At 67.0% G+C, this 16,770-nt stretch carries 17 protein-coding genes, 1 pseudogene and 1 riboswitch; of the genes and pseudogenes, 3 read left to right on the forward strand and 15 right to left on the reverse strand.

Annotation, left to right across the window (positions count from 1 at the left end):
* Positions 1 to 975: 975 nt before the first annotated feature.
* The 13 genes and pseudogenes from ACEN9O_RS04110 to ACEN9O_RS04170 all read right to left on the reverse strand — a co-directional run.
* Positions 976 to 1,752: pseudogene (locus ACEN9O_RS04110) on the reverse strand (M56 family metallopeptidase); the annotation flags it as partial.
* 242 nt (positions 1,753 to 1,994) lie between these two features.
* On the reverse strand, positions 1,995 to 3,101 hold the full coding sequence (locus ACEN9O_RS04115; protein WP_495616376.1) for an S-(hydroxymethyl)glutathione dehydrogenase/class III alcohol dehydrogenase: 1,107 nt from the start codon (positions 3,099 to 3,101) through the stop codon (positions 1,995 to 1,997).
* A gap of 100 nt (positions 3,102 to 3,201) precedes the next feature.
* The gene (locus ACEN9O_RS04120; RefSeq protein WP_495616377.1) at positions 3,202 to 3,657 is read right to left on the reverse strand and encodes a response regulator; all 456 of its coding nucleotides are present in this window, start codon (positions 3,655 to 3,657) and stop codon (positions 3,202 to 3,204) included.
* Between the two features lie 253 nt (positions 3,658 to 3,910).
* The gene (locus tag ACEN9O_RS04125) at positions 3,911 to 4,540 is read right to left on the reverse strand and encodes an ANTAR domain-containing response regulator (protein ID WP_495616378.1); all 630 of its coding nucleotides are present in this window, start codon (positions 4,538 to 4,540) and stop codon (positions 3,911 to 3,913) included.
* 70 nt (positions 4,541 to 4,610) lie between these two features.
* On the reverse strand, positions 4,611 to 5,255 hold the full coding sequence (gene thiE / locus ACEN9O_RS04130; protein ID WP_495616379.1) for a thiamine phosphate synthase: 645 nt from the start codon (positions 5,253 to 5,255) through the stop codon (positions 4,611 to 4,613).
* Between the two features lie 9 nt (positions 5,256 to 5,264).
* Entirely contained in the window at positions 5,265 to 6,137 is an 873-nt protein-coding gene (gene thiD, locus ACEN9O_RS04135; protein ID WP_495616380.1) for a bifunctional hydroxymethylpyrimidine kinase/phosphomethylpyrimidine kinase, read from the reverse strand.
* Positions 6,134 to 6,925 (reverse strand): thiazole synthase, encoded by a 792-nt coding sequence (locus ACEN9O_RS04140; protein ID WP_495616381.1) that lies wholly within the window; start codon positions 6,923 to 6,925, stop codon positions 6,134 to 6,136. The genes thiD and ACEN9O_RS04140 overlap by 4 nt, the downstream gene beginning before the upstream one ends.
* 117 nt (positions 6,926 to 7,042) lie before the next feature.
* Positions 7,043 to 7,246, reverse strand: a complete 204-nt coding sequence (gene thiS, locus ACEN9O_RS04145; RefSeq protein WP_495616382.1) for a sulfur carrier protein ThiS — start codon at positions 7,244 to 7,246, stop codon at positions 7,043 to 7,045.
* 7 nt (positions 7,247 to 7,253) lie between these two features.
* Positions 7,254 to 9,170 carry a phosphomethylpyrimidine synthase ThiC gene (gene thiC / locus ACEN9O_RS04150; RefSeq protein ID WP_495616383.1) on the reverse strand — a complete coding sequence of 639 codons (1,917 nt, stop codon included), beginning with the start codon at positions 9,168 to 9,170 and terminating at the stop codon, positions 7,254 to 7,256.
* A 73-nt stretch (positions 9,171 to 9,243) separates the two neighbouring features.
* Positions 9,244 to 9,343, reverse strand: a riboswitch (TPP riboswitch).
* Positions 9,344 to 9,440: 97 nt separating this feature from the next.
* Positions 9,441 to 9,968 (reverse strand): hypothetical protein, encoded by a 528-nt coding sequence (locus tag ACEN9O_RS04155; protein ID WP_495616384.1) that lies wholly within the window; start codon positions 9,966 to 9,968, stop codon positions 9,441 to 9,443.
* The gene (locus ACEN9O_RS04160) at positions 9,965 to 10,555 is read right to left on the reverse strand and encodes a PAN domain-containing protein (RefSeq protein WP_495616385.1); all 591 of its coding nucleotides are present in this window, start codon (positions 10,553 to 10,555) and stop codon (positions 9,965 to 9,967) included. The genes ACEN9O_RS04155 and ACEN9O_RS04160 overlap by 4 nt, the downstream gene beginning before the upstream one ends.
* Before the next feature lie 26 nt (positions 10,556 to 10,581).
* Positions 10,582 to 10,923 (reverse strand): hypothetical protein, encoded by a 342-nt coding sequence (locus ACEN9O_RS04165; protein ID WP_495616386.1) that lies wholly within the window; start codon positions 10,921 to 10,923, stop codon positions 10,582 to 10,584.
* Between the two features lie 114 nt (positions 10,924 to 11,037).
* The gene (locus ACEN9O_RS04170; RefSeq protein ID WP_495616387.1) at positions 11,038 to 12,216 is read right to left on the reverse strand and encodes a WG repeat-containing protein; all 1,179 of its coding nucleotides are present in this window, start codon (positions 12,214 to 12,216) and stop codon (positions 11,038 to 11,040) included.
* 378 nt (positions 12,217 to 12,594) lie between these two features.
* Here ACEN9O_RS04170 and ACEN9O_RS04175 point away from each other — a divergent pair, with 378 nt between their 5' ends.
* Together ACEN9O_RS04175 and ACEN9O_RS04180 are read left to right on the forward strand one after the other, a co-directional pair.
* Complete coding sequence (locus tag ACEN9O_RS04175) at positions 12,595 to 13,818, forward strand: DUF4382 domain-containing protein (protein WP_495616388.1); 1,224 nt, start codon at positions 12,595 to 12,597, stop codon at positions 13,816 to 13,818.
* Positions 13,819 to 13,984: 166 nt separating this feature from the next.
* On the forward strand, positions 13,985 to 14,254 hold the full coding sequence (locus ACEN9O_RS04180) for a type II toxin-antitoxin system HicB family antitoxin (RefSeq protein ID WP_495616389.1): 270 nt from the start codon (positions 13,985 to 13,987) through the stop codon (positions 14,252 to 14,254).
* 14 nt (positions 14,255 to 14,268) lie between these two features.
* Here ACEN9O_RS04180 and ACEN9O_RS04185 read toward each other — a convergent pair whose 3' ends face one another.
* A complete protein-coding gene (locus ACEN9O_RS04185; RefSeq protein WP_495616390.1) occupies positions 14,269 to 15,141 on the reverse strand; it encodes a sterol desaturase family protein in 873 nt (290 codons plus the stop codon).
* A 120-nt stretch (positions 15,142 to 15,261) separates the two neighbouring features.
* Here ACEN9O_RS04185 and ACEN9O_RS04190 point away from each other — a divergent pair, with 120 nt between their 5' ends.
* Positions 15,262 to 15,807, forward strand: coding sequence for a TetR/AcrR family transcriptional regulator (locus ACEN9O_RS04190; RefSeq protein ID WP_495616391.1), 546 nt, complete (start codon positions 15,262 to 15,264; stop codon positions 15,805 to 15,807).
* On the opposite strand, the gene ACEN9O_RS04195 is transcribed toward ACEN9O_RS04190, so the two are convergent.
* Positions 15,804 to 16,619 (reverse strand): crotonase/enoyl-CoA hydratase family protein, encoded by an 816-nt coding sequence (locus ACEN9O_RS04195; protein ID WP_495616392.1) that lies wholly within the window; start codon positions 16,617 to 16,619, stop codon positions 15,804 to 15,806. The genes ACEN9O_RS04190 and ACEN9O_RS04195 overlap by 4 nt on opposite strands.
* Positions 16,620 to 16,770 lie beyond the last annotated feature (151 nt).

A 16,770-nucleotide genomic window follows, 5' to 3' on the forward strand; every position in this document is an offset into this window, starting at 1 on the left:
CTTGCCTTCGGTATCCCGGCCCAGCTTTTCCATCTGCCGGCCCAGCGCGTCCATGACCTTGCCTTGGGCATCCATTTTCTTGCCCTGAGCGTCCATCTTCTCGCCGATGCGGTTGACGGCGGCCCACGCTTCGTCGGCCTTGGCGATGGCGGCCGGATCCTGGATCAGATAGGCCTTGTCGCCGTCGCGGAACCAGATGAAGTCGCCCTTGACGGCGCGGCGTGCGTTCTCGATTTTGGAGAGGTCCTGGTGCGCTGCCGAGACGGTGATGTTTTCCTTGTTGGCGTGTACCAGCGCATAGCCGGAACGCTGGCCGTCGCGCCCTGGCGAGGAGTAGTGGTCAAAGTGATAAACCTGCGCGCCGGCCGGAAGCGCTGGCGGTGCCGGTGGCGCTGGCACCGCCGGAACTGCAGGAACTGCAGGAACCGCCGGGACTGCAGGAACCGCCGGCAAGGCAGGCATCGCGGGAGCGGCTGCCGCCACGCGAGGAGGCTTGGGCGGCTCGGGCAGCTCCGCGGCTGCCGCAGGCTCGGCAGGCGCTGCCGGTGCAGCGGCCTCGGCAGGTCGGGCCGGTTCGGCGGCCGCTGCCGGTGCGGCCGGCGCAGCCGGAGCGGCAAGCGCGGCAGCTTCCGGTGCTGCTGGCGGCTCTATCGGCTCGACTTGCGCGACGTCGGCCACCTGCTCAACCTGCGCGATGGCGGCCGCGGCCGGCGGCTGCGGCGCGGCGTGCGCGTAGAACACCGCACCGGCGGCAAACAATCCCATCAGGGGCAAGGCCATTTTCCAGCTGACCGGTTCAACATCGGGACGCAGCAGGCGTTTAATACGAGACATGAGATTTCCTCCGTGAGCCGCGTGGGCTAGTTGTGTGGTGTCGAACTGAAACCGATCCAGTTCCGACAGGGCCTTTGCCAGCCTCTGGGGCTGGCCAAGCATGTCCACCGCGAGGTCGTCGGCGATTTGTTCCCGCTCGATCCGTATCCTGCGTGACAGGGCCCAAACACTAGGGTGATAGAACAGCACGATCTCGATCGCGCTTTGAATCAGGTTGACCAGGTAGTCGTGCCGCTTGATATGCGCCAGCTCGTGCGCCAGCAAGGCCTCCAGCAGATCGGGCGGCATGCCGCTCACCAGCGCCGTCGGCACCAGCACGATGGGACGCCAGCAGCCGGCCGTGATCGGGCTGTCCAGCAGATCGGCCACGCCCAGCCGCACATGGCGTTCGATGTCGAAGCGGCGCGCCAGTTCGGACAAGCGCCGCTGCCAGTAGTGATTGACGGTGTATTGCCCGGCACGGGTACGCTCGGCCACCCATTGCAGGCCCAGCGCCAGCCGCAGCGACATCAGCGCGGCACCGGCCAGCCACAGGCCGACCACCCACGGCAGCTGGCGGCGCAAGACGGTTTCAACGGTGGACAGCGTGCCGTCGCCCAACAGGGCCGGCACGGCGGCGGCCGAGCCCTGGCCGGCGGCGCCCGCGATATCGGCACCCTGCCCGGCCAGCACGCGCAGCAATGGCGCGGAACCGCTGCCGCTGGAGGCGTCGGCCAGTTGCACCAGGATGCTGGCCAGCGGCAGCGCCGCGCACAGCAGCATGCCGGCGCAGGCGATGGCATAACGGGTCTGCGGGCGGGCGCCGCGCAGCGCATACATCGCCAGCGCCACGGCCCAGCCGATCAACAGGCCTTGCCAGATGAAGTGCAGCAGCGCCCAGCCGACGGCGGGCACCAGGGCGGCCAGGACGCTGCTCATGAGCGTCCTGCCTGCCGTGAAATCTTATGACTGCGTATTGCTTCCATTCCGCACTCCCGAGTTGATGAATGTAGAATAAATTATCTAGATGACGATGTCTAGAACTTTTTTTCTACATCATCCAGCCGGGTTTGACGCCGTGCTTCCATGATCCCACTGTAGCCAAGCAGGCCACCGGACGCCCGCGGATTGCGACGGAATGCAGGTTGACCGGAGCCAGCTGCATTCCGCCGCGACAGACGTCAGTAGATGACGACCGAACGGATCGATTCGCCGCTCTTCATCAGGTCGAAGCCTTCGTTGATGCGCTCCAGCGGCAGGCGATGGGTGATCAGGTCGTCGATATTGAGCTTGCCTTCCATGTACCAGTCGACGATCTTCGGCACGTCGGTGCGGCCGCGCGCGCCGCCGAACGCGGAACCCTTCCACACCCGGCCCGTGACCAGCTGGAACGGTCGGGTCGAGATCTCCTGCCCGGCCGCCGCCACGCCGATGATGATGGACTGGCCCCAGCCCTTGTGGCAGCACTCCAGCGCCTGGCGCATGGTGGTGGTGTTGCCGATGCATTCGAAGCTGTAGTCGGCGCCGCCGTCGGTCAGCTGGATGATGGCGTCAACCACGTTCTCCACCTCCTTCGGATTGATGAAGTGGGTCATGCCGAACTTGCGCGCCATTTCCTGGCGGGCCGGGTTGATGTCGACGCCGATGATCTTGTCCGCGCCCACCATTTTGGCCGCCTGGATCACGTTCAGGCCGATGCCGCCCAGGCCGAACACCACCACGTTGGCGCCCGCCTCGACCTTGGCCGTGAACAGCACCGCGCCGACGCCGGTGGTGACGCCGCAACCGATGTAGCACACCTTGTCGAACGGCGCGTCCTCGCGGATCTTGGCCAGCGCGATCTCGGGCACCACGATGTAGTTGGAGAAGGTCGACGTGCCCATGTAGTGGTAGATGGGCTTGCCGTCGAGGGAGAAGCGGCTGGTGGCGTCCGGCATCAGGCCGCGGCCCTGGGTCGAGCGGATCGACTGGCACAGGTTGGTCTTCTGCGACAGGCAGAATTTGCACTGGCGGCATTCCGGCGTGTACAGCGGAATGACGTGGTCGTCCTTCTTGAGCGACTTGACACCGGGGCCGACGTCGACCACCACGCCCGCGCCCTCATGGCCGAGGATGGCCGGGAAGATGCCTTCCGGATCGGCGCCGGACAAGGTGTAGTAGTCGGTGTGGCAGATGCCGGTGGCCTTGATCTCGACCAGCACCTCGCCCTCGCGCGGGCCGCCCAGTTCGACTTCCTCGATCGTCAGCGGTTTGCCCGCCTGCCATGCAATAGCTGCTTTGGTTTTCATTGTTTCGTCCTGTGGCTGCGTTGTTCGGGGCACCGGAACGGGGGGCCGTTCCGGTGGTCCGCCATGATAGCAAGCCGGGGACGATCTGTGGCGCGTGCGGCTACTGCGGTTCGACCGGCATGGCCTGGCCTATGCCCAGCAGGTCGGACACCGTGCGCCACAGCTGGCGCGGCGAGGTCCACGGCTTGGGCAGGAAGGCCCCGCCGGCCGTGTGCCGCTCGGGATGGCGCGCCGAGTACATCAGCACGCGCACGTCGGCCTGGTGCTGATGCAGCGTCGCCAGCAGGCCGACGCCGTCGCCGTCGGGCAGGTCGGGATCGATCACCACCAGCGCGAACTGCTGGTGCCGCAACATGTCCTCCGCAGCGGCCAGCGTCGACACGTGGGTGACCCTGGTTTCCGGCACCAGCAGCGTGGACAGCACCAGCGCCGCGTCGAAATCTTTGTCGATGTGCAGCACGCGGGGCGCTTCCGCAAAGATGGAAAAGCCGATTGCGCCGCCGCCGTCCTGCTCGCTGAAGGGGCGGTAGCTATCCTGGGAATAGTCGTTCGTCATAAGTGTCTCCGCACACAAAACTAAGGAAAATGCGGCGCCGGCAGCGCGGGGCTGGCAGGACAACGCAAAGGTCGGCGGAGTTGGGCCGAAGGGATATGGACGGTCGCAGGGAGCAGGCGGCCGGAGAGGCGGCAGGCGCAGGTTGGAGGCCCCGCCGCGCTACAAAGCGGGCGGGTCACCCCGCCGCTCATGGACACAGTCTACATGAAGAGTGCTACAAAGCAAGAACATGTCGAAAAAAAAACGCCGGCGTTTACTTTTTCAGACGCTGGTTGAACGCAACGTGCAAACTGTTCAAGGTTTCTTCGGCGGCCAGCAACTGGTCGGCCACCTCGTTGACCTTGCGGCGGTTGGAGCGGGCGTGGTCGCGCAGCACCTCGAAGGCGGTGTTGCGGTCGGTCTGGAACTTGCACATCAGCAGGCCGACGGCCAGGCTGGTCTCGCGGCCGGCGGCCAGCGCGGCGTTCAGATTGAGCTCGGTGCGGCGCAGCTGGCGGATCTCGTCGGCGCGCGCCAGGCCGGCGGCAAACGCCGGCATCAGGTGTTTCTCGTCGACCGGCTTGACCAGGAAGCCCACCGCGCCATACGAGGCGGCCTGCTTGCCGGCGTCGGCGTCGCCGCGGCCGGACAGGAACATGAACGGCACCGAGCTGGTGGCGTGCAACTGCCTGGCCAGCTCCAGGCCGTTCATGCCGGGCATGTGGATGTCGAGCAGGGCCAGGTCCGGTTCGCGCTGGGCGATCTGTTGCAGCGCTTGCTCGGCCGACGAGGCCTTGAGGATGTCGTAGCCGGCGTGACCCAGCACTTCGCCCAGGAAATCGAGCAGCAGTGGGTCATCGTCGACGATCAGAATCAGACGCTTCGGGCTGGAAGGGACATTCATGTGGCGGCAACCTTGGGCTTAAGCTAACGCACCAATTATAAGGCGGAAAACCGCCCATCATGCTAGCGTTTTATCTGCCCGTTTTTTCATCAGCATAAAGCCGCAGGAAGGCGGCCACGGCGGCGCCCACGTCGTCGGCCTGGTACACGCTGCTGATGGCCGCCACCATGGACGCGCCGCGCGCCGCCAGCGGCGCGGCGTTCTCCGGCGTCATGCCGCCGATCACCACGGTCGGCACGCGGATCGCCGCGCGCGCCTGGTCGAGGATCTCCATCTTGGTAGTGACTGCGTATTGCTTCACGCGCGACGGGTAGAAACCGCCGAAGGCCACATAGCTGGCGCCGGCCGCCTGGGCCGCCAGCGCGCGCGGCAGGTCGCCATAGCAGGAGGCGCCGATGATCTTGTCCGCGCCCAGCCGGGCGCGCACCTGCGCCACGTCGGCATCGGTGCCGCCGAGGTGGACGCCGTCTGCATCGAGCTGCTCGCACAGCTCGACAAAATCGTTGACGAGGAAGGGCACGCCGTAGCGCCGGCACAACGCCAGCAAGGCGCCGGCTTGATCCAGCCGCTGCTGCGGGCCGGCTTCCTTGTGGCGGTATTGCAGCAGCGCGACGCCGGGCTGCGCGCCTTGGGCCGCGGCCAGCGCCCGCTCGCTCAGTTCCAGCATCCGGCTGGTGTCGTCCCAGTTGGGGGTAACCAAATAAAGTCCTTGCATGATGTGCTCTCAGATCAATGGTAAGCGTTGCGGGATGCGCTGGCCGGCGGCCACCGTGTAGGCGCCGCGCAGCGCGCGATAGCAATACTGTTGCGCCAGTTCCAGCGCGCGTTCCATCGACATGCCCAGCGCCAGCTGGCCGGCGATGGCCGAGGCCAGCGTGCAGCCGCTGCCGTGGAACTCGCCGGCCAGGCGCGGCCAGTTCCATTCGTGCCCGTGTTCGGCCGGTCCGGGGTCGGACATGCGTGGCGCCGGCGCGGCGCCGGGGCCGAACCAGCGGTTGACCACCGTTTCGCCCTCGCCGTGGCCGCCGGTGATCAGCACATGGCGGCAGCCGCGCGCGCGCAAGACCTGCGCCTGCGCGGACGGCTCGCCGGCACCGGTCAGCGCCAGCGCTTCCGGGCCGTTGGGCGTGATCACGGTGACCAGCGGCAGCAGCGGCGCCAGCGCCTGCACCGCGTCGTCGCGCGACAGCAGGTCGCCGTGGCCGCTGGCCAGCACCGGGTCCAGCACCACCGGCAGCTCCGGCTGGCGGCTGCGCAGCCCGGCGATGACGTCGGCGATGGCCTGCGCGTTGGCGGCGCTGCCGGGGATGCCGATCTTCACCGCGCGCACCGTCACCTTGTCGACCAGCGCCTGCGCCTGGCGCCGCACCATGGCGGCGTCGACCGGCTGCACGCCGTAGACGCGGTCGTTGTCCTGCACCGTCAGCGCGGTGGCCACGGTGAACGCGTGCGCGCCCTGCCCGGCCACCGCCTGCAGGTCGGCGGCGATGCCGGCGCCGCCGGACGGATCGAGTCCGGCAAACACCAGCACGCACCGCCGCGCCACCAGTTGCGCCATCAGCTGCGCCGTCACTTGCGAGGCCAGGCGCTCGCTCATGCCAGCCGGCCGGCCATCGGCGAGGACGGCGAGGCGGCGAACTTGCGGGCGATGCGGCCCGCCAGATAAGCCTCGCGGCCGGCCTGCACGCCCAGCTTCATGGCGCGCGCCATGCGCACCGGATCGCACGCGCCGGCGATGGCGGTGTTCATCAGCACGCCGTCGCAGCCCAGCTCCATGGCGATGGCGGCGTCCGAGGCCGTGCCGACGCCGGCGTCGACCAGCACCGGCACCTTGGCCTGCTCGATGATCAGCGACAGGTTCCACGGGTTGAGGATGCCCATGCCGGAGCCGATCAGCGAGGCCAGCGGCATCACGGCCACGCAGCCGATGTCCTCCAGGATTTTGGCCTGGATCGGATCGTCGCTGCAATACACCATGACATCGAAGCCGTCCTTGACCAGCGCCTCCGCGGCGACCAGGGTTTCCGGCATGTGCGGGAACAGGGTCTTCTCGTCGCCCAGCACTTCCAGCTTGACCAGCTTGTGGCCGTTGAGCAGTTCGCGCGCCATCTGCAGCGTGTAGACCGCGTCCTTGGCGGTATAGCAGCCGGCCGTGTTGGGCAGGATGGTGTACTGCGACGGCGGCAGCACGTCCAGCAGGCTGGGCGCCTTCGGGTCCTGGCCGATGTTCACGCGGCGGATCGCCACGGTGATGATCTCCGCCTCGGCGGCGTCGGTCGCCTCGCGGGTCTGCTGCAGGTCCTTGTACTTGCCGCTGCCCACCAGCAGCCGCGACTTATAGCTCTTGCCCGCGATGGTCAGCAGGTCTTGGGATGATGCGTTCATGTTGGTATCCTTGTTAAGCTCTACCCCGCGCGCTTTTGCCTGGGCGCCTGCGTCCCGGCTTAGGGGTCGGACCCCGTACGGGGTCCGACCCCGCCTGGCCGTGCGGGTTAAAAAAGATTAGCCGCCGCCGATGGCGCGCACGATGTCGACCTTGTCCTGCGGCTGCAGCTCGCGCTGCGGCCACTGCTGGCGCGGCACCACCGCGCGGTTGACCGCCAGCGCCAGCGCCTGCCCGGTGAGCGACAGCGCGTCGACCAGCTGGTCGAGCGTCTGCTGCGGCGGCACCTGGTAAGGGGCGCCGTTCAGTTCGATGTGGATCATGCCGGCCTCACAGCTTGCGATACAGTTCGGCGCCGTTCTTGATGAACTCCACCGCCTTGACCTGCATGCCCTGCTCCAGCGCCGCGCCGTCGGACATGCCGTTGGCCGCCGCGAACTCGCGCACTTCCTGGGTGATCTTCATCGAGCAGAAATGCGGGCCACACATCGAGCAGAAGTGCGCCACCTTGGCCGAATCCTTGGGCAGGGTCTCGTCGTGGAATTCGCGCGCCTTGTCCGGGTCCAGGCCGATGTTGAACTGGTCGTCCCAGCGGAATTCGAAGCGCGCCTTGGACAGCGCGTTGTCGCGGATCTGCGCGCCCGGATGGCCCTTGGCCAGGTCGGCCGCGTGGGCGGCGATCTTGTAGGTGATGATGCCGTCCTTGACGTCGTTCTTGTCCGGCAGGCCCAGGTGCTCCTTGGGCGTGACGTAGCACAGCATGGCCGTGCCGTACCAGCCGATCTGCGCGGCGCCGATGCCGGAGGTGATGTGGTCGTAGCCGGGCGCGATGTCGGTGGTCAAGGGGCCCAGCGTGTAGAACGGCGCCTCGTGGCACTGCTCCAGTTGCAGGTCCATGTTCTCCTTGATCAGCTGCATCGGCACGTGGCCGGGGCCTTCGATCATCACCTGCACGTCGTGCTTCCAGGCGATCTGGGTCAGTTCGCCCAGGGTCTTCAGCTCGCCCAGCTGGGCCTCGTCGTTGGCGTCGTAGATCGAGCCGGGACGCAGGCCGTCGCCCAGCGAGAACGAGACGTCGTAGGCCTTCATGATCTGGCAGATCTCTTCGAAGTGCGTGTACAGGAACGATTCCTTGTGGTGCGCCAGGCACCACTTGGCCATGATCGAGCCGCCGCGCGAGACGATGCCGGTCAGGCGCTTGGCCGTCATCGGCACGTAGCGCAGCAGCACGCCGGCGTGGATGGTGAAGTAGTCGACGCCCTGCTCGGCCTGCTCGATCAGCGTGTCGCGGAAGATTTCCCAGGTCAGGTCCTCGGCCTTGCCGTTGACCTTTTCCAGCGCCTGGTAGATCGGCACGGTACCGATCGGGACCGGGCTGTTGCGGATGATCCACTCGCGCGTCTCGTGGATGTGCTTGCCGGTCGACAGGTCCATGACGTTGTCGCCGCCCCAGCGGATAGCCCAGGTCATCTTCTCGACTTCCTCGCCGATCGACGAGGTGACGGCGGAGTTGCCGATGTTGGCGTTGATCTTCACGAGGAAGTTGCGGCCGATGATCATCGGTTCGATTTCCGGGTGGTTGATGTTGGCCGGGATGATGGCGCGGCCGCGGGCGATTTCCTCGCGCACGAATTCGGGCGTGATGGTGGCCGGGATGCTGGCGCCGAACGACTGGCCCGGATGCTGGCGGCCCATCAGGTCGGCCAGGCGCTGACCCATCGGGCCGGAGTCCTTCAGGTTCTGCAGGTATTCCTGGCGGCGCAGGTTTTCGCGGATGGCGACGAACTCCATCTCCGGCGTGACGATGCCCTGGCGCGCGTAGTGCATCTGCGTGACGTTCCTGCCAGCCTGGGCGCGGCGCGGCTTGCGGTGCAGGTTGAAGCGCAGCTCGGCCAGCGCCGGATCGGCCAGGCGCGCCTGGCCGTATTCGGAGGTCGGGCCGTCCAGTTCCTCGGTGTCGTTGCGCTCCAGGATCCACGGCAGGCGCGGCGTCGCGGCCAGGCCGGAGCGGATGTCGATCACCGCGTCCGGGTCGGTGTACGGGCCGGAGGTGTCGTAGACGTAGATCGGCGGATTGGCTTCGAAGCCGAACGAGGCCGGCGTGTCGGCCTGGGTGATTTCGCGCATCGGCACGCGGATGTCGGGACGGCTGCCTTCGACGTAGACTTTGCGGGAATTCGGTAAGGGCTTGATGGCTGCCTCGTCCACCGTGGCGGTGGCGGAGAGGAATTTAAGGTTGGCGTTCATTTGGCTCCTTGGTAGGCTACAGGAGCCAGCAAAGGAGGTTGGACGGCCGGTTCACGGATACAGCGGAGCGTGGCGGCGATGTCCTAAGCTTCCCTTCGCTGGCATTATCCAGATCAGGTTCGGAGGGTATTTCTCACCCGCGCATTCAATGCACAGGACCCCTAGCGTGTGCCACCTTGCGGCAGCGGGGCTGATTATACGCTCCGCCGCGCCGCGCGGACAACGTCCGCACAAAAAAAACCCGCCATACCCGGTATAACGCCGCGCGGGCTAGCCCGATGCCGGCGGGGCGCCATGGGCGAATCGCGGCGCAGCGTAGACCAACAACGCCAGCGCCGCCAGCGGCATGCCAACTTCCAGCTGATAGCCCGGCAGGAAATGCGCCTGCCACAACAGCCAGGCCAAGGCGGCCGCGCTGCCCAGGCACAGCAGCGGCTCGGCCTTCGCCGTACGGACGCCCGCCGCCGGCGCCACCGCCACGGCCAGTTGCAGCGCGGCCGGCCAGAAGAACACGAGCAAGGTGGCCATGCTGTAGGAATCGCCCCAGGAAAACGCCGCGTATGCGCTGAATTCCAGCCGCTTGGGCAGTTTCGGGGGGGCCGGCGAGGGGGCGTGCGGCGCGGCGACGGCCGACGCCGGGGCGTGGACCGAAGCCGCGACGGGCAGCTTGCCCTGCGTGCTGCAGCTATACAGCGGCAGGAAGAAACAGCATGCCAGGATGAACGCGGCCAGGCGTTTCAAGCCCCTTAGCCAACGGGGCGCGACGACGAAGTTCATGATATCCCCTCGCGCGCTCAATCGGACGATTTGACGCCGGAAATGCAGCAGTCGTTATGGCTGGCTTGCGGCACCGTGCGTTTCAGCCAGCAACGCGAGACCCTTCCCTGCACGCCCGGTTTGACCCAGCTGAAACTGCGGCACTGGGCATCCTGTTCGCAGCGCGCGGCGCAACTGCCGGCGTCGCCACCGCCGGGTTCGCTCCAGGCATCGTTGTAGTCGCCGCCGTAAAGGTTGATCCCGGGCTGCAAGCCCTGAATGGAGCCGCCCCCGCCACCGCTGCCGCCCGCCCCGCCGTCCGTGCCCCCGCCATGGCAGCGCGACATCTTGACCACCTTGTCCGGCATATCGTCAAAGAAGGGGCTGAACAAACGCTGAAACTGGTCGGCATCGTTACGGTTGGCGGCAACGCGCACCCGCACATACTCGGGCTGGCGATCGAAGCGGGCCGGACTGGGCGAGATCACGTACTGGATATTGCAAGGATCACTCCACGGCAAGTTGGGATTCATGCGGTTGGCCCACACGCCCCACGGCTCGGCGCCCTGGGCGGCGCACAGGCAAGGCAGCACCAGCAGTGCGGCCAGCATCGATAGCGGTTTTTTCATCACAGTCTCCGGGCATGGTGGGTGGTTCAGGGATGCAGCAGGTTGGCGGTGTATTCCGTGACGTCGACGCCATGCCGGAAATTGTAGTAAATGTCCGAGCATTCGCCCGGCAGCGGCCGGCCGTTGCGGTCGCCGCACCAGCGGATTTCCCCTACCCAGTTGGCGCCGAACTTGAGCGTCGCCGTGCGCGGACTGTCGATCATGTACAGGGTCTTGCTGGTGGCCCAGTACACCGGGGTTTTTCCGGCCGGGTCGGGGCCGTCGCGGAACGAGATCAAGCCTTGATACAGCGACACGGGTTCGGCCGCTTGGACCGTGGTCGCGGCGCCGGCCGCCACGAGTAGACACAGGGTGAGGTGCAGTTTCATGCTGGACTCCTTCGGTGGGTGCTTCGACGGGGGATGCCTGCTTAACGCCCACAGATTATTGTCAGTTGACAATAATAAATTCCATTAAGAAATACTATGGCGCGGTCGGTGGCCTTAGCGCACCGGTGCCAGGCCGTCGGCGAAATCGCCGGCCTCCAGGTAACGGGGTGGAATGACGAACCGTCCATCGCGGTCGAGATAGCCCCACAGCAGGCCGCAGCGGGCGGCCGCCCGGCCCTCGGCGTACGGACGCACGACACTGGCGCGCCGCCCACCGGCGCAGGTGACGGGCGCGGATGCGGGGGCGGCGGAGTAGTCCGCAGCGGAAACAGCGGGCGCAGCGGAGGCGTCAGCCGCGGCCGGGGGCGCCAGCGGCCCGCCGGCCGGTTCCGGCGCCACGCGCTGGCCGAGCCGGTCGATCTGCTGCCAGCCGCCATCGACACGGACCATTGCCTGCCCCGCCACAAAGGGTGTGGCTTGCTCGAAGCGGCGCCGCAGTTGCAGCCGCCCCTGACGGTCGATATAGCCCCAGCGCGCCACCTGCAAGGTGCGCAGCAGGTCCGCCGCCAGCGCGGCGCGCGTGCGCTCCCTGCTCCCAGCCGTGGCGCGCAGCAGGCGTTCGAAGCGGTCATGGTCCATCCAGTCCAGCGCCTCGGTCAACGACAGCGTGGCGAGCTTGATATCAGTGGCGCCGTGGCGACGGCCCAGCCGCCGCCACGCGGCCAGCAAGGCCTCGTAATGCAGTTCGAACTCGCTGCGCGCAGCCGGCGGCGGCGCGTCCGGCGGCGCCTGCCGCCATTCCGGCAGACAGGCGCGGCACCAGCCCTGGATCACGCGCATCAACGCCAGGCCGGCGCCGGCCTGGTCCAGCACCGCCAGGCGGCTGCCGTCCGTCACCTGCCACGGCAACATGAAGGCGCAGCGGCTGTCCGAGCGTAGCCGCAGCGGCGGCTGGCCCGCGACCCAGACCCGCAATTCGATCGCCAGATACAGCGGCGCCTGCGCGCCGCCGGCCGGATCGGACTCGCAATGCCGCATGCCAAGCGCCGGCCGCGCGCCGCCGACCAGCGCGGCCAGCACGGCGCCCGGCTCGGTTGGCGTGGCGACGGTGTTGGTCGCGCGCCGTAGGAAATAGACTTGTTCGGTCTCCGCGACGCTGACGCTGTCCTGCCGCGTCACGGTCAATTGCAACGCTTCGATCGCTTCGGGCCGCACCGAAAAACCCGGTTGCGCAGCCGCCGCCACGCACCAGCACAGCGCACATAACAAGCCTGGCAACGAGAGAAAGCGCATGGTATGCGGACGATGGGGACTAGCGCGTCGGCGCCATCACCGCACACCCCGTTGTCGATCGCGTCATCATCGCCTCCGCAGTGGTCTCAAAGGAAGGCCGCGTCTCGTGGTGCGGCCTGCCGTCCAGTCTAGTGCCGGCGCAGGCGCGGCGCAACGACGGCGCGCACTGATCGCGCCGGGCCACCCGGCACCGGGCGAAAACCCGCCGCGCTGTCGCCACGGCACAACAGCCGGCCGGCGCGTCACGCCGAACTGCTGAGTTGCGCACTATGTGCGGCATCACACATAGAAGTTACTGGAAAGCATGCACAATATCCCGACAGCGAGATTCTCGTCGCCACAACAAGCGCTGCAGGCGCGACTATCGGGAGATGAACCATGAAGCCAGCACACCCAACCCTTTACCTGGCCGCGATCGCGGCCCTCGCCGCAGCCGGGCTGAGCGCCTGTGGCGGCGGTGGCGGCGGCAGTGGCGACAGCACGCCGGTCAGCACCTTGGGCACGCTGTCCGTATCGATGACGGATGCGCCGTCGTGCGGTTTCGACGCCGTCAACGTCACCGTCAACAAGGTGCGCGTCAACCAGAGCAGCACGGCCAGCGACACCGACGCCGGCTGGACCGACATCACGCTCAGTCCAGCCCGCAAGATCAACCTACTGAACCTGACCAACGGCGCGCTGGAGGCGCTGGGCCAGACCTCGCTGAGCGCGGGGCATTACAACCAGCTGCGGCTGGTGCTCGACCCCAACACCGGCAACGGCCTGGCCAATTCGGTGGTGGTCAGCGGCAGCACCACCGAGCTGTCGCTCGACACCCCGAGCGCGGTACAGAGCGGCATCAAGCTGACCAACGCCTTCGACGTCGCCGCCGGCCAGCACGTCGACCTGGTGCTGGACTTCGACGCCTGCAAGTCCATCGTCACCAAGGGCAACGGCAAGTATGCGCTGAAGCCGGTGGTGAAGGTGATACCGACCACGCTCAACGGCATCGGCGGCTTTGTCTCGACCGCGCTGCTGACCCGCCACGTGATGGTGTCGGCACAGCAGAACGGCGCCATCGTCAGCGCCACCGCGCCCAACGCCACCACCGGCGAATTCGCGCTGAGCCGCCTGCCGCTGGGTAATTACGACGTGGTGGTCACGGCCGACAGCAGCGCCGCCGCCGTGGTCGGCGCGGTGCCGGTCACCAGCACCTCGGCCACGGTGGCCATCAGCACGGCCGCCGCACCGATCGCGCTGCCGGCGAGCGTCACCGGCAGCATCGGCGGCACCGTCACACTGACCCCGGCCAGCAGCACCGCCACCGCCTATGTCGCGGCCAAGCAAAGCTTCGTGGCCGGACCGACGGTGACCGTCAAGTACCAGGGCGCCGACCTGGCCAGCGGCAGCTACACGCTGGCCGGCCTGCCGGTCAGCGCGCCGCAGTACGCGGTGTACAGCGCCACGCTGCCGCTGCAATTCGCCAGCGCCGCCACGGTGTTGCCGGGAGCGGGTAAATACATGGCCGAGGCGGCCGCCGAGGGTTACACCACGTCCAGCGTGCCGCTGGTCGATATCTCGCTGGCCAACCAAAGCAACGTCAACTTCAGCCTGAAGCCATAAGCGCGCCCACGCCGGCTTGCCCTGCTAGCTGAAGGGCAAGCCGGGGGACGTATCCCCTGCTTAAGGCGCTCTGCGCCACAGCAAATCACGTTCTCGAAAAATCGGTTCTGATAAACCACGTCCGAGCTCTGTGCAGAGCTTGACCTGCCCAATCGAGAACAATACGATGAACACTGCGGAAAAGCTATTTGCTGCGCTCACTATGAACAACCTGGATGATTATCCTTATGAAATCCGCCCGCTGACACCGGACGAGGGCGGAGGTTTTCTGATCAGCTATCCAGATTTCTCGATCTGCATTTCCGACGGCGAAACGGTGGAAGAAGCCATCGTCAATGGGCGCGATGCCTTAATCGCGACTATCACAGCTCTGCAACTGGAAAACCTGCCTGTTCCAGCCCCACACAGTGGAGCCAGAAAGAGCAAAACCGCCTAGAAATTCTTGCCCTGCTACTTAAAGGGCAAGCCCAGCAGCTTGGCCAACTGGCGGTCGCCGGGATATTGCGCGCGGTCGTCGACGCCGAGCTGCCTCGGCGCGGCGGCCGGCAGGCGGAAGGTGCCGAACAACTGGTCCCATACCGAGACGGTGGCGCCGTAGTTCCCAGCCTCGTCGCGGTCGGCGCTGTGGTGGAAGCGGTGCAGCTCGGTGCCGCTCAGCAGGCGGTTGAACCATCCCGCCCTGGCATCGACGTTGAAGTGTGACACCAGCCCCTGGAAGCCGTTGAACACCGAAGCCGCGAACACGGCCTCCGGCGAGAAGCCGAACAGGATGGCCGGCAGCATCAGCAGCACGCGCACGTAGGCGCTGTTGATCGGGTGCCCCACCACATGCATGAAGACGTAGACCTCGCCGGGCAAGTGGTGGACCGCATGAGTCTTCCACAACCAGCGCGCCAGCGGGCCGTGGCCTTCGTGGCTGTAGCGATGCACCCAGTACCACAGGAAATCCGACAGCAGCACCGCGCAGACCGCTTCGGCCTGCCAGGGCAAGCTGCTGCGCAACACCGGCAGCCCGCCGTGATGGGTGGCCAGCCAGGTCACGGCCCAGGTGGTCGCGGCAATGGTCGCGCCGTTGACGACCAGCATGGGCAGGTCGCGCGTGAAGAACGAGGTGCTGGTCATGTTCCATTCGCGGCGCATCGGCATGAGGCGTTCGAGCGTGACCATCGTCGCGATCATGGCCAGCAGATACAGCGGATAGGCCTTGCCGAGCGGCCCGAGCCAGCCGCCGACCGAGGCATCGATGAAGGCCAGCGTGGCGGCCAGCGCGAGCGGATAAAACAGATAGCGCGGCCAGCGCGCGGCAACACGGGAATCGGACATGGATTACACTCCTGAAGTGGACAGGTGTCCATGATCGTCCCCGCCCGCCATCCGCGACAGCGCGCCGGCCGGGGCGATGTCCGTTAGCAGACATCCCGCCCTTTTATGTCCAGGAACGCCATGCCCGACCGTACACCCGAACCGGACCGCCGCGTCCTCAAGACCAAGGCCGCCTTGCGCGACGCGATGCTGGACCTGATGGCGCTGCACGGCTGGGACCAGATGACCATCCAGGAGATTTGCGACCGCGCCAACGTAGGCCGTTCAACCTTCTATGTGCACTACCAGAGCAAGGACGATCTGTTGTCAGAAGGGCTGAGCGACCTGCGCGACATGATCGCGGCGCAGGCGGAGCATGCGGGCGGCCCTTTCCTGGCCGGCCTGCTGGAGCACATGGCGCAGCAGCGCGACGTCTTCCGCGCCGCCATCGGCCGGCGCGGCGGCCACGGCGTCGCGCGCCGCTTCAGGCACATGGTGTGCCAGCTGGTGGAGATCGAACTGAAACGGCGGGACCATCCGGCGGCGGCGCATCCCTGGGTGGCCCGCTTCGTGGCCGGCGGCGTCGTCGAGGCGATGGCCTGGTGGGTGGATGCGCCCGAGCCGCCGCCAATCGCAGCCATGCAGCGCGAGCTCGACGCGCTGGCCCAGGCCGCGCTGGGCGGCTAGTCCCTGAACACCGGCGGGCGCTTGCTCATGCCGGACATCATGGCTTCCTGCAGGTCGGCCGACATCAGCATGGCGGCGTTCCAGGTGGCGTTGTAGTTGAGGCCGTCCGCCACCGAGTGGTCGCGCGCGTAGCTGATCATTTCCTTCACGCCGCGGATGGCCAGCGGCGCCTTGGCCGCGATCTCGGCCGCGATCGCGCGCACGCCGGCGCGCAGGGCCTCCGGCGATTCGAACACGCGGTTGACCAGGCGGATCTCCTTCGCCTCGGCGGCGTCGACCTTGCGCGCGGTGTAGGCCAGCTCGCGCGCCATGCCTTCGCCGATCAGGCGCGGCAGGCGCTGCAAGGTGCCGACGTCGGCGGTCATGCCGATGTCGATTTCCTTGATGCTGAACCAGGCGTCGGCCGCGCAGTAGCGCATGTCGGCGCAGCAGATCAGGTCGATGCCGCCGCCCACGCAGGCGCCGTGCACGGCGGCCAGCACCGGCTTGCGGCAGCGCTCCAGGCTGGTCAAGGTGTCCTGCAGGTCGAGGATGATGCGGCGCAGGTTCTCGCGCGTGCGGCCATCGCACTCGTCGCGGATCTGCGCGCCCAGGCCCATCATCATCTGCAGGTCAATGCCGGCGGTGAAGGCCTTGCCCTCGCCTTCCACGATCGCCACGCGGATCTCCGGCGTCGCGTCGATGTGCTGGAAGGCGCTGCGGATATCGTTCCACATCGCCAGGTTCATGGCGTTGAGTTTCTCCGGCCGGTTCAGACGCACGGTGGCGATGTGGTCTTCAACGCTGAGGGTGACGGTTTCAAAGCTGGGCATCGGGGGCTCCTGTTATGTATCGTTCCAGAATACTCCAGATGGGGCAACCGTAACAAGCCAGGGTCCCGGCAGGCGCCACGCCGTTGGCCCGTCGTTCCCGCGGAGGCGGGAACCCATGGAACGCCGGCAGCATGCAGGGGATTGATGCATT

The organism is Duganella sp. Dugasp78 (assembly GCF_059491455.1).

Coding starts and splice junctions, on each gene's coding strand:
- ACEN9O_RS04190 (WP_495616391.1), top strand. CDS start 15,262: ATGCCCGACCGTACACCCGAACCGGACCGCCGCGTCCTCAAGACCAAG.
- ACEN9O_RS04120 (WP_495616377.1), bottom strand. CDS start 3,657: ATGACGAACGACTATTCCCAGGATAGCTACCGCCCCTTCAGCGAGCAG.
- ACEN9O_RS04115 (WP_495616376.1), bottom strand. CDS start 3,101: ATGAAAACCAAAGCAGCTATTGCATGGCAGGCGGGCAAACCGCTGACG.
- ACEN9O_RS04170 (WP_495616387.1), bottom strand. CDS start 12,216: ATGCGCTTTCTCTCGTTGCCAGGCTTGTTATGTGCGCTGTGCTGGTGC.
- thiS (WP_495616382.1), bottom strand. CDS start 7,246: ATGATCCACATCGAACTGAACGGCGCCCCTTACCAGGTGCCGCCGCAG.
- thiE (WP_495616379.1), bottom strand. CDS start 5,255: ATGCAAGGACTTTATTTGGTTACCCCCAACTGGGACGACACCAGCCGG.
- ACEN9O_RS04125 (WP_495616378.1), bottom strand. CDS start 4,540: ATGAATGTCCCTTCCAGCCCGAAGCGTCTGATTCTGATCGTCGACGAT.
- thiC (WP_495616383.1), bottom strand. CDS start 9,170: ATGAACGCCAACCTTAAATTCCTCTCCGCCACCGCCACGGTGGACGAG.
- thiD (WP_495616380.1), bottom strand. CDS start 6,137: ATGAGCGAGCGCCTGGCCTCGCAAGTGACGGCGCAGCTGATGGCGCAA.
- ACEN9O_RS04195 (WP_495616392.1), bottom strand. CDS start 16,619: ATGCCCAGCTTTGAAACCGTCACCCTCAGCGTTGAAGACCACATCGCC.
- ACEN9O_RS04160 (WP_495616385.1), bottom strand. CDS start 10,555: ATGAAAAAACCGCTATCGATGCTGGCCGCACTGCTGGTGCTGCCTTGC.
- ACEN9O_RS04185 (WP_495616390.1), bottom strand. CDS start 15,141: ATGTCCGATTCCCGTGTTGCCGCGCGCTGGCCGCGCTATCTGTTTTAT.
- ACEN9O_RS04140 (WP_495616381.1), bottom strand. CDS start 6,925: ATGAACGCATCATCCCAAGACCTGCTGACCATCGCGGGCAAGAGCTAT.
- ACEN9O_RS04175 (WP_495616388.1), top strand. CDS start 12,595: ATGAAGCCAGCACACCCAACCCTTTACCTGGCCGCGATCGCGGCCCTC.
- ACEN9O_RS04165 (WP_495616386.1), bottom strand. CDS start 10,923: ATGAAACTGCACCTCACCCTGTGTCTACTCGTGGCGGCCGGCGCCGCG.
- ACEN9O_RS04180 (WP_495616389.1), top strand. CDS start 13,985: ATGAACACTGCGGAAAAGCTATTTGCTGCGCTCACTATGAACAACCTG.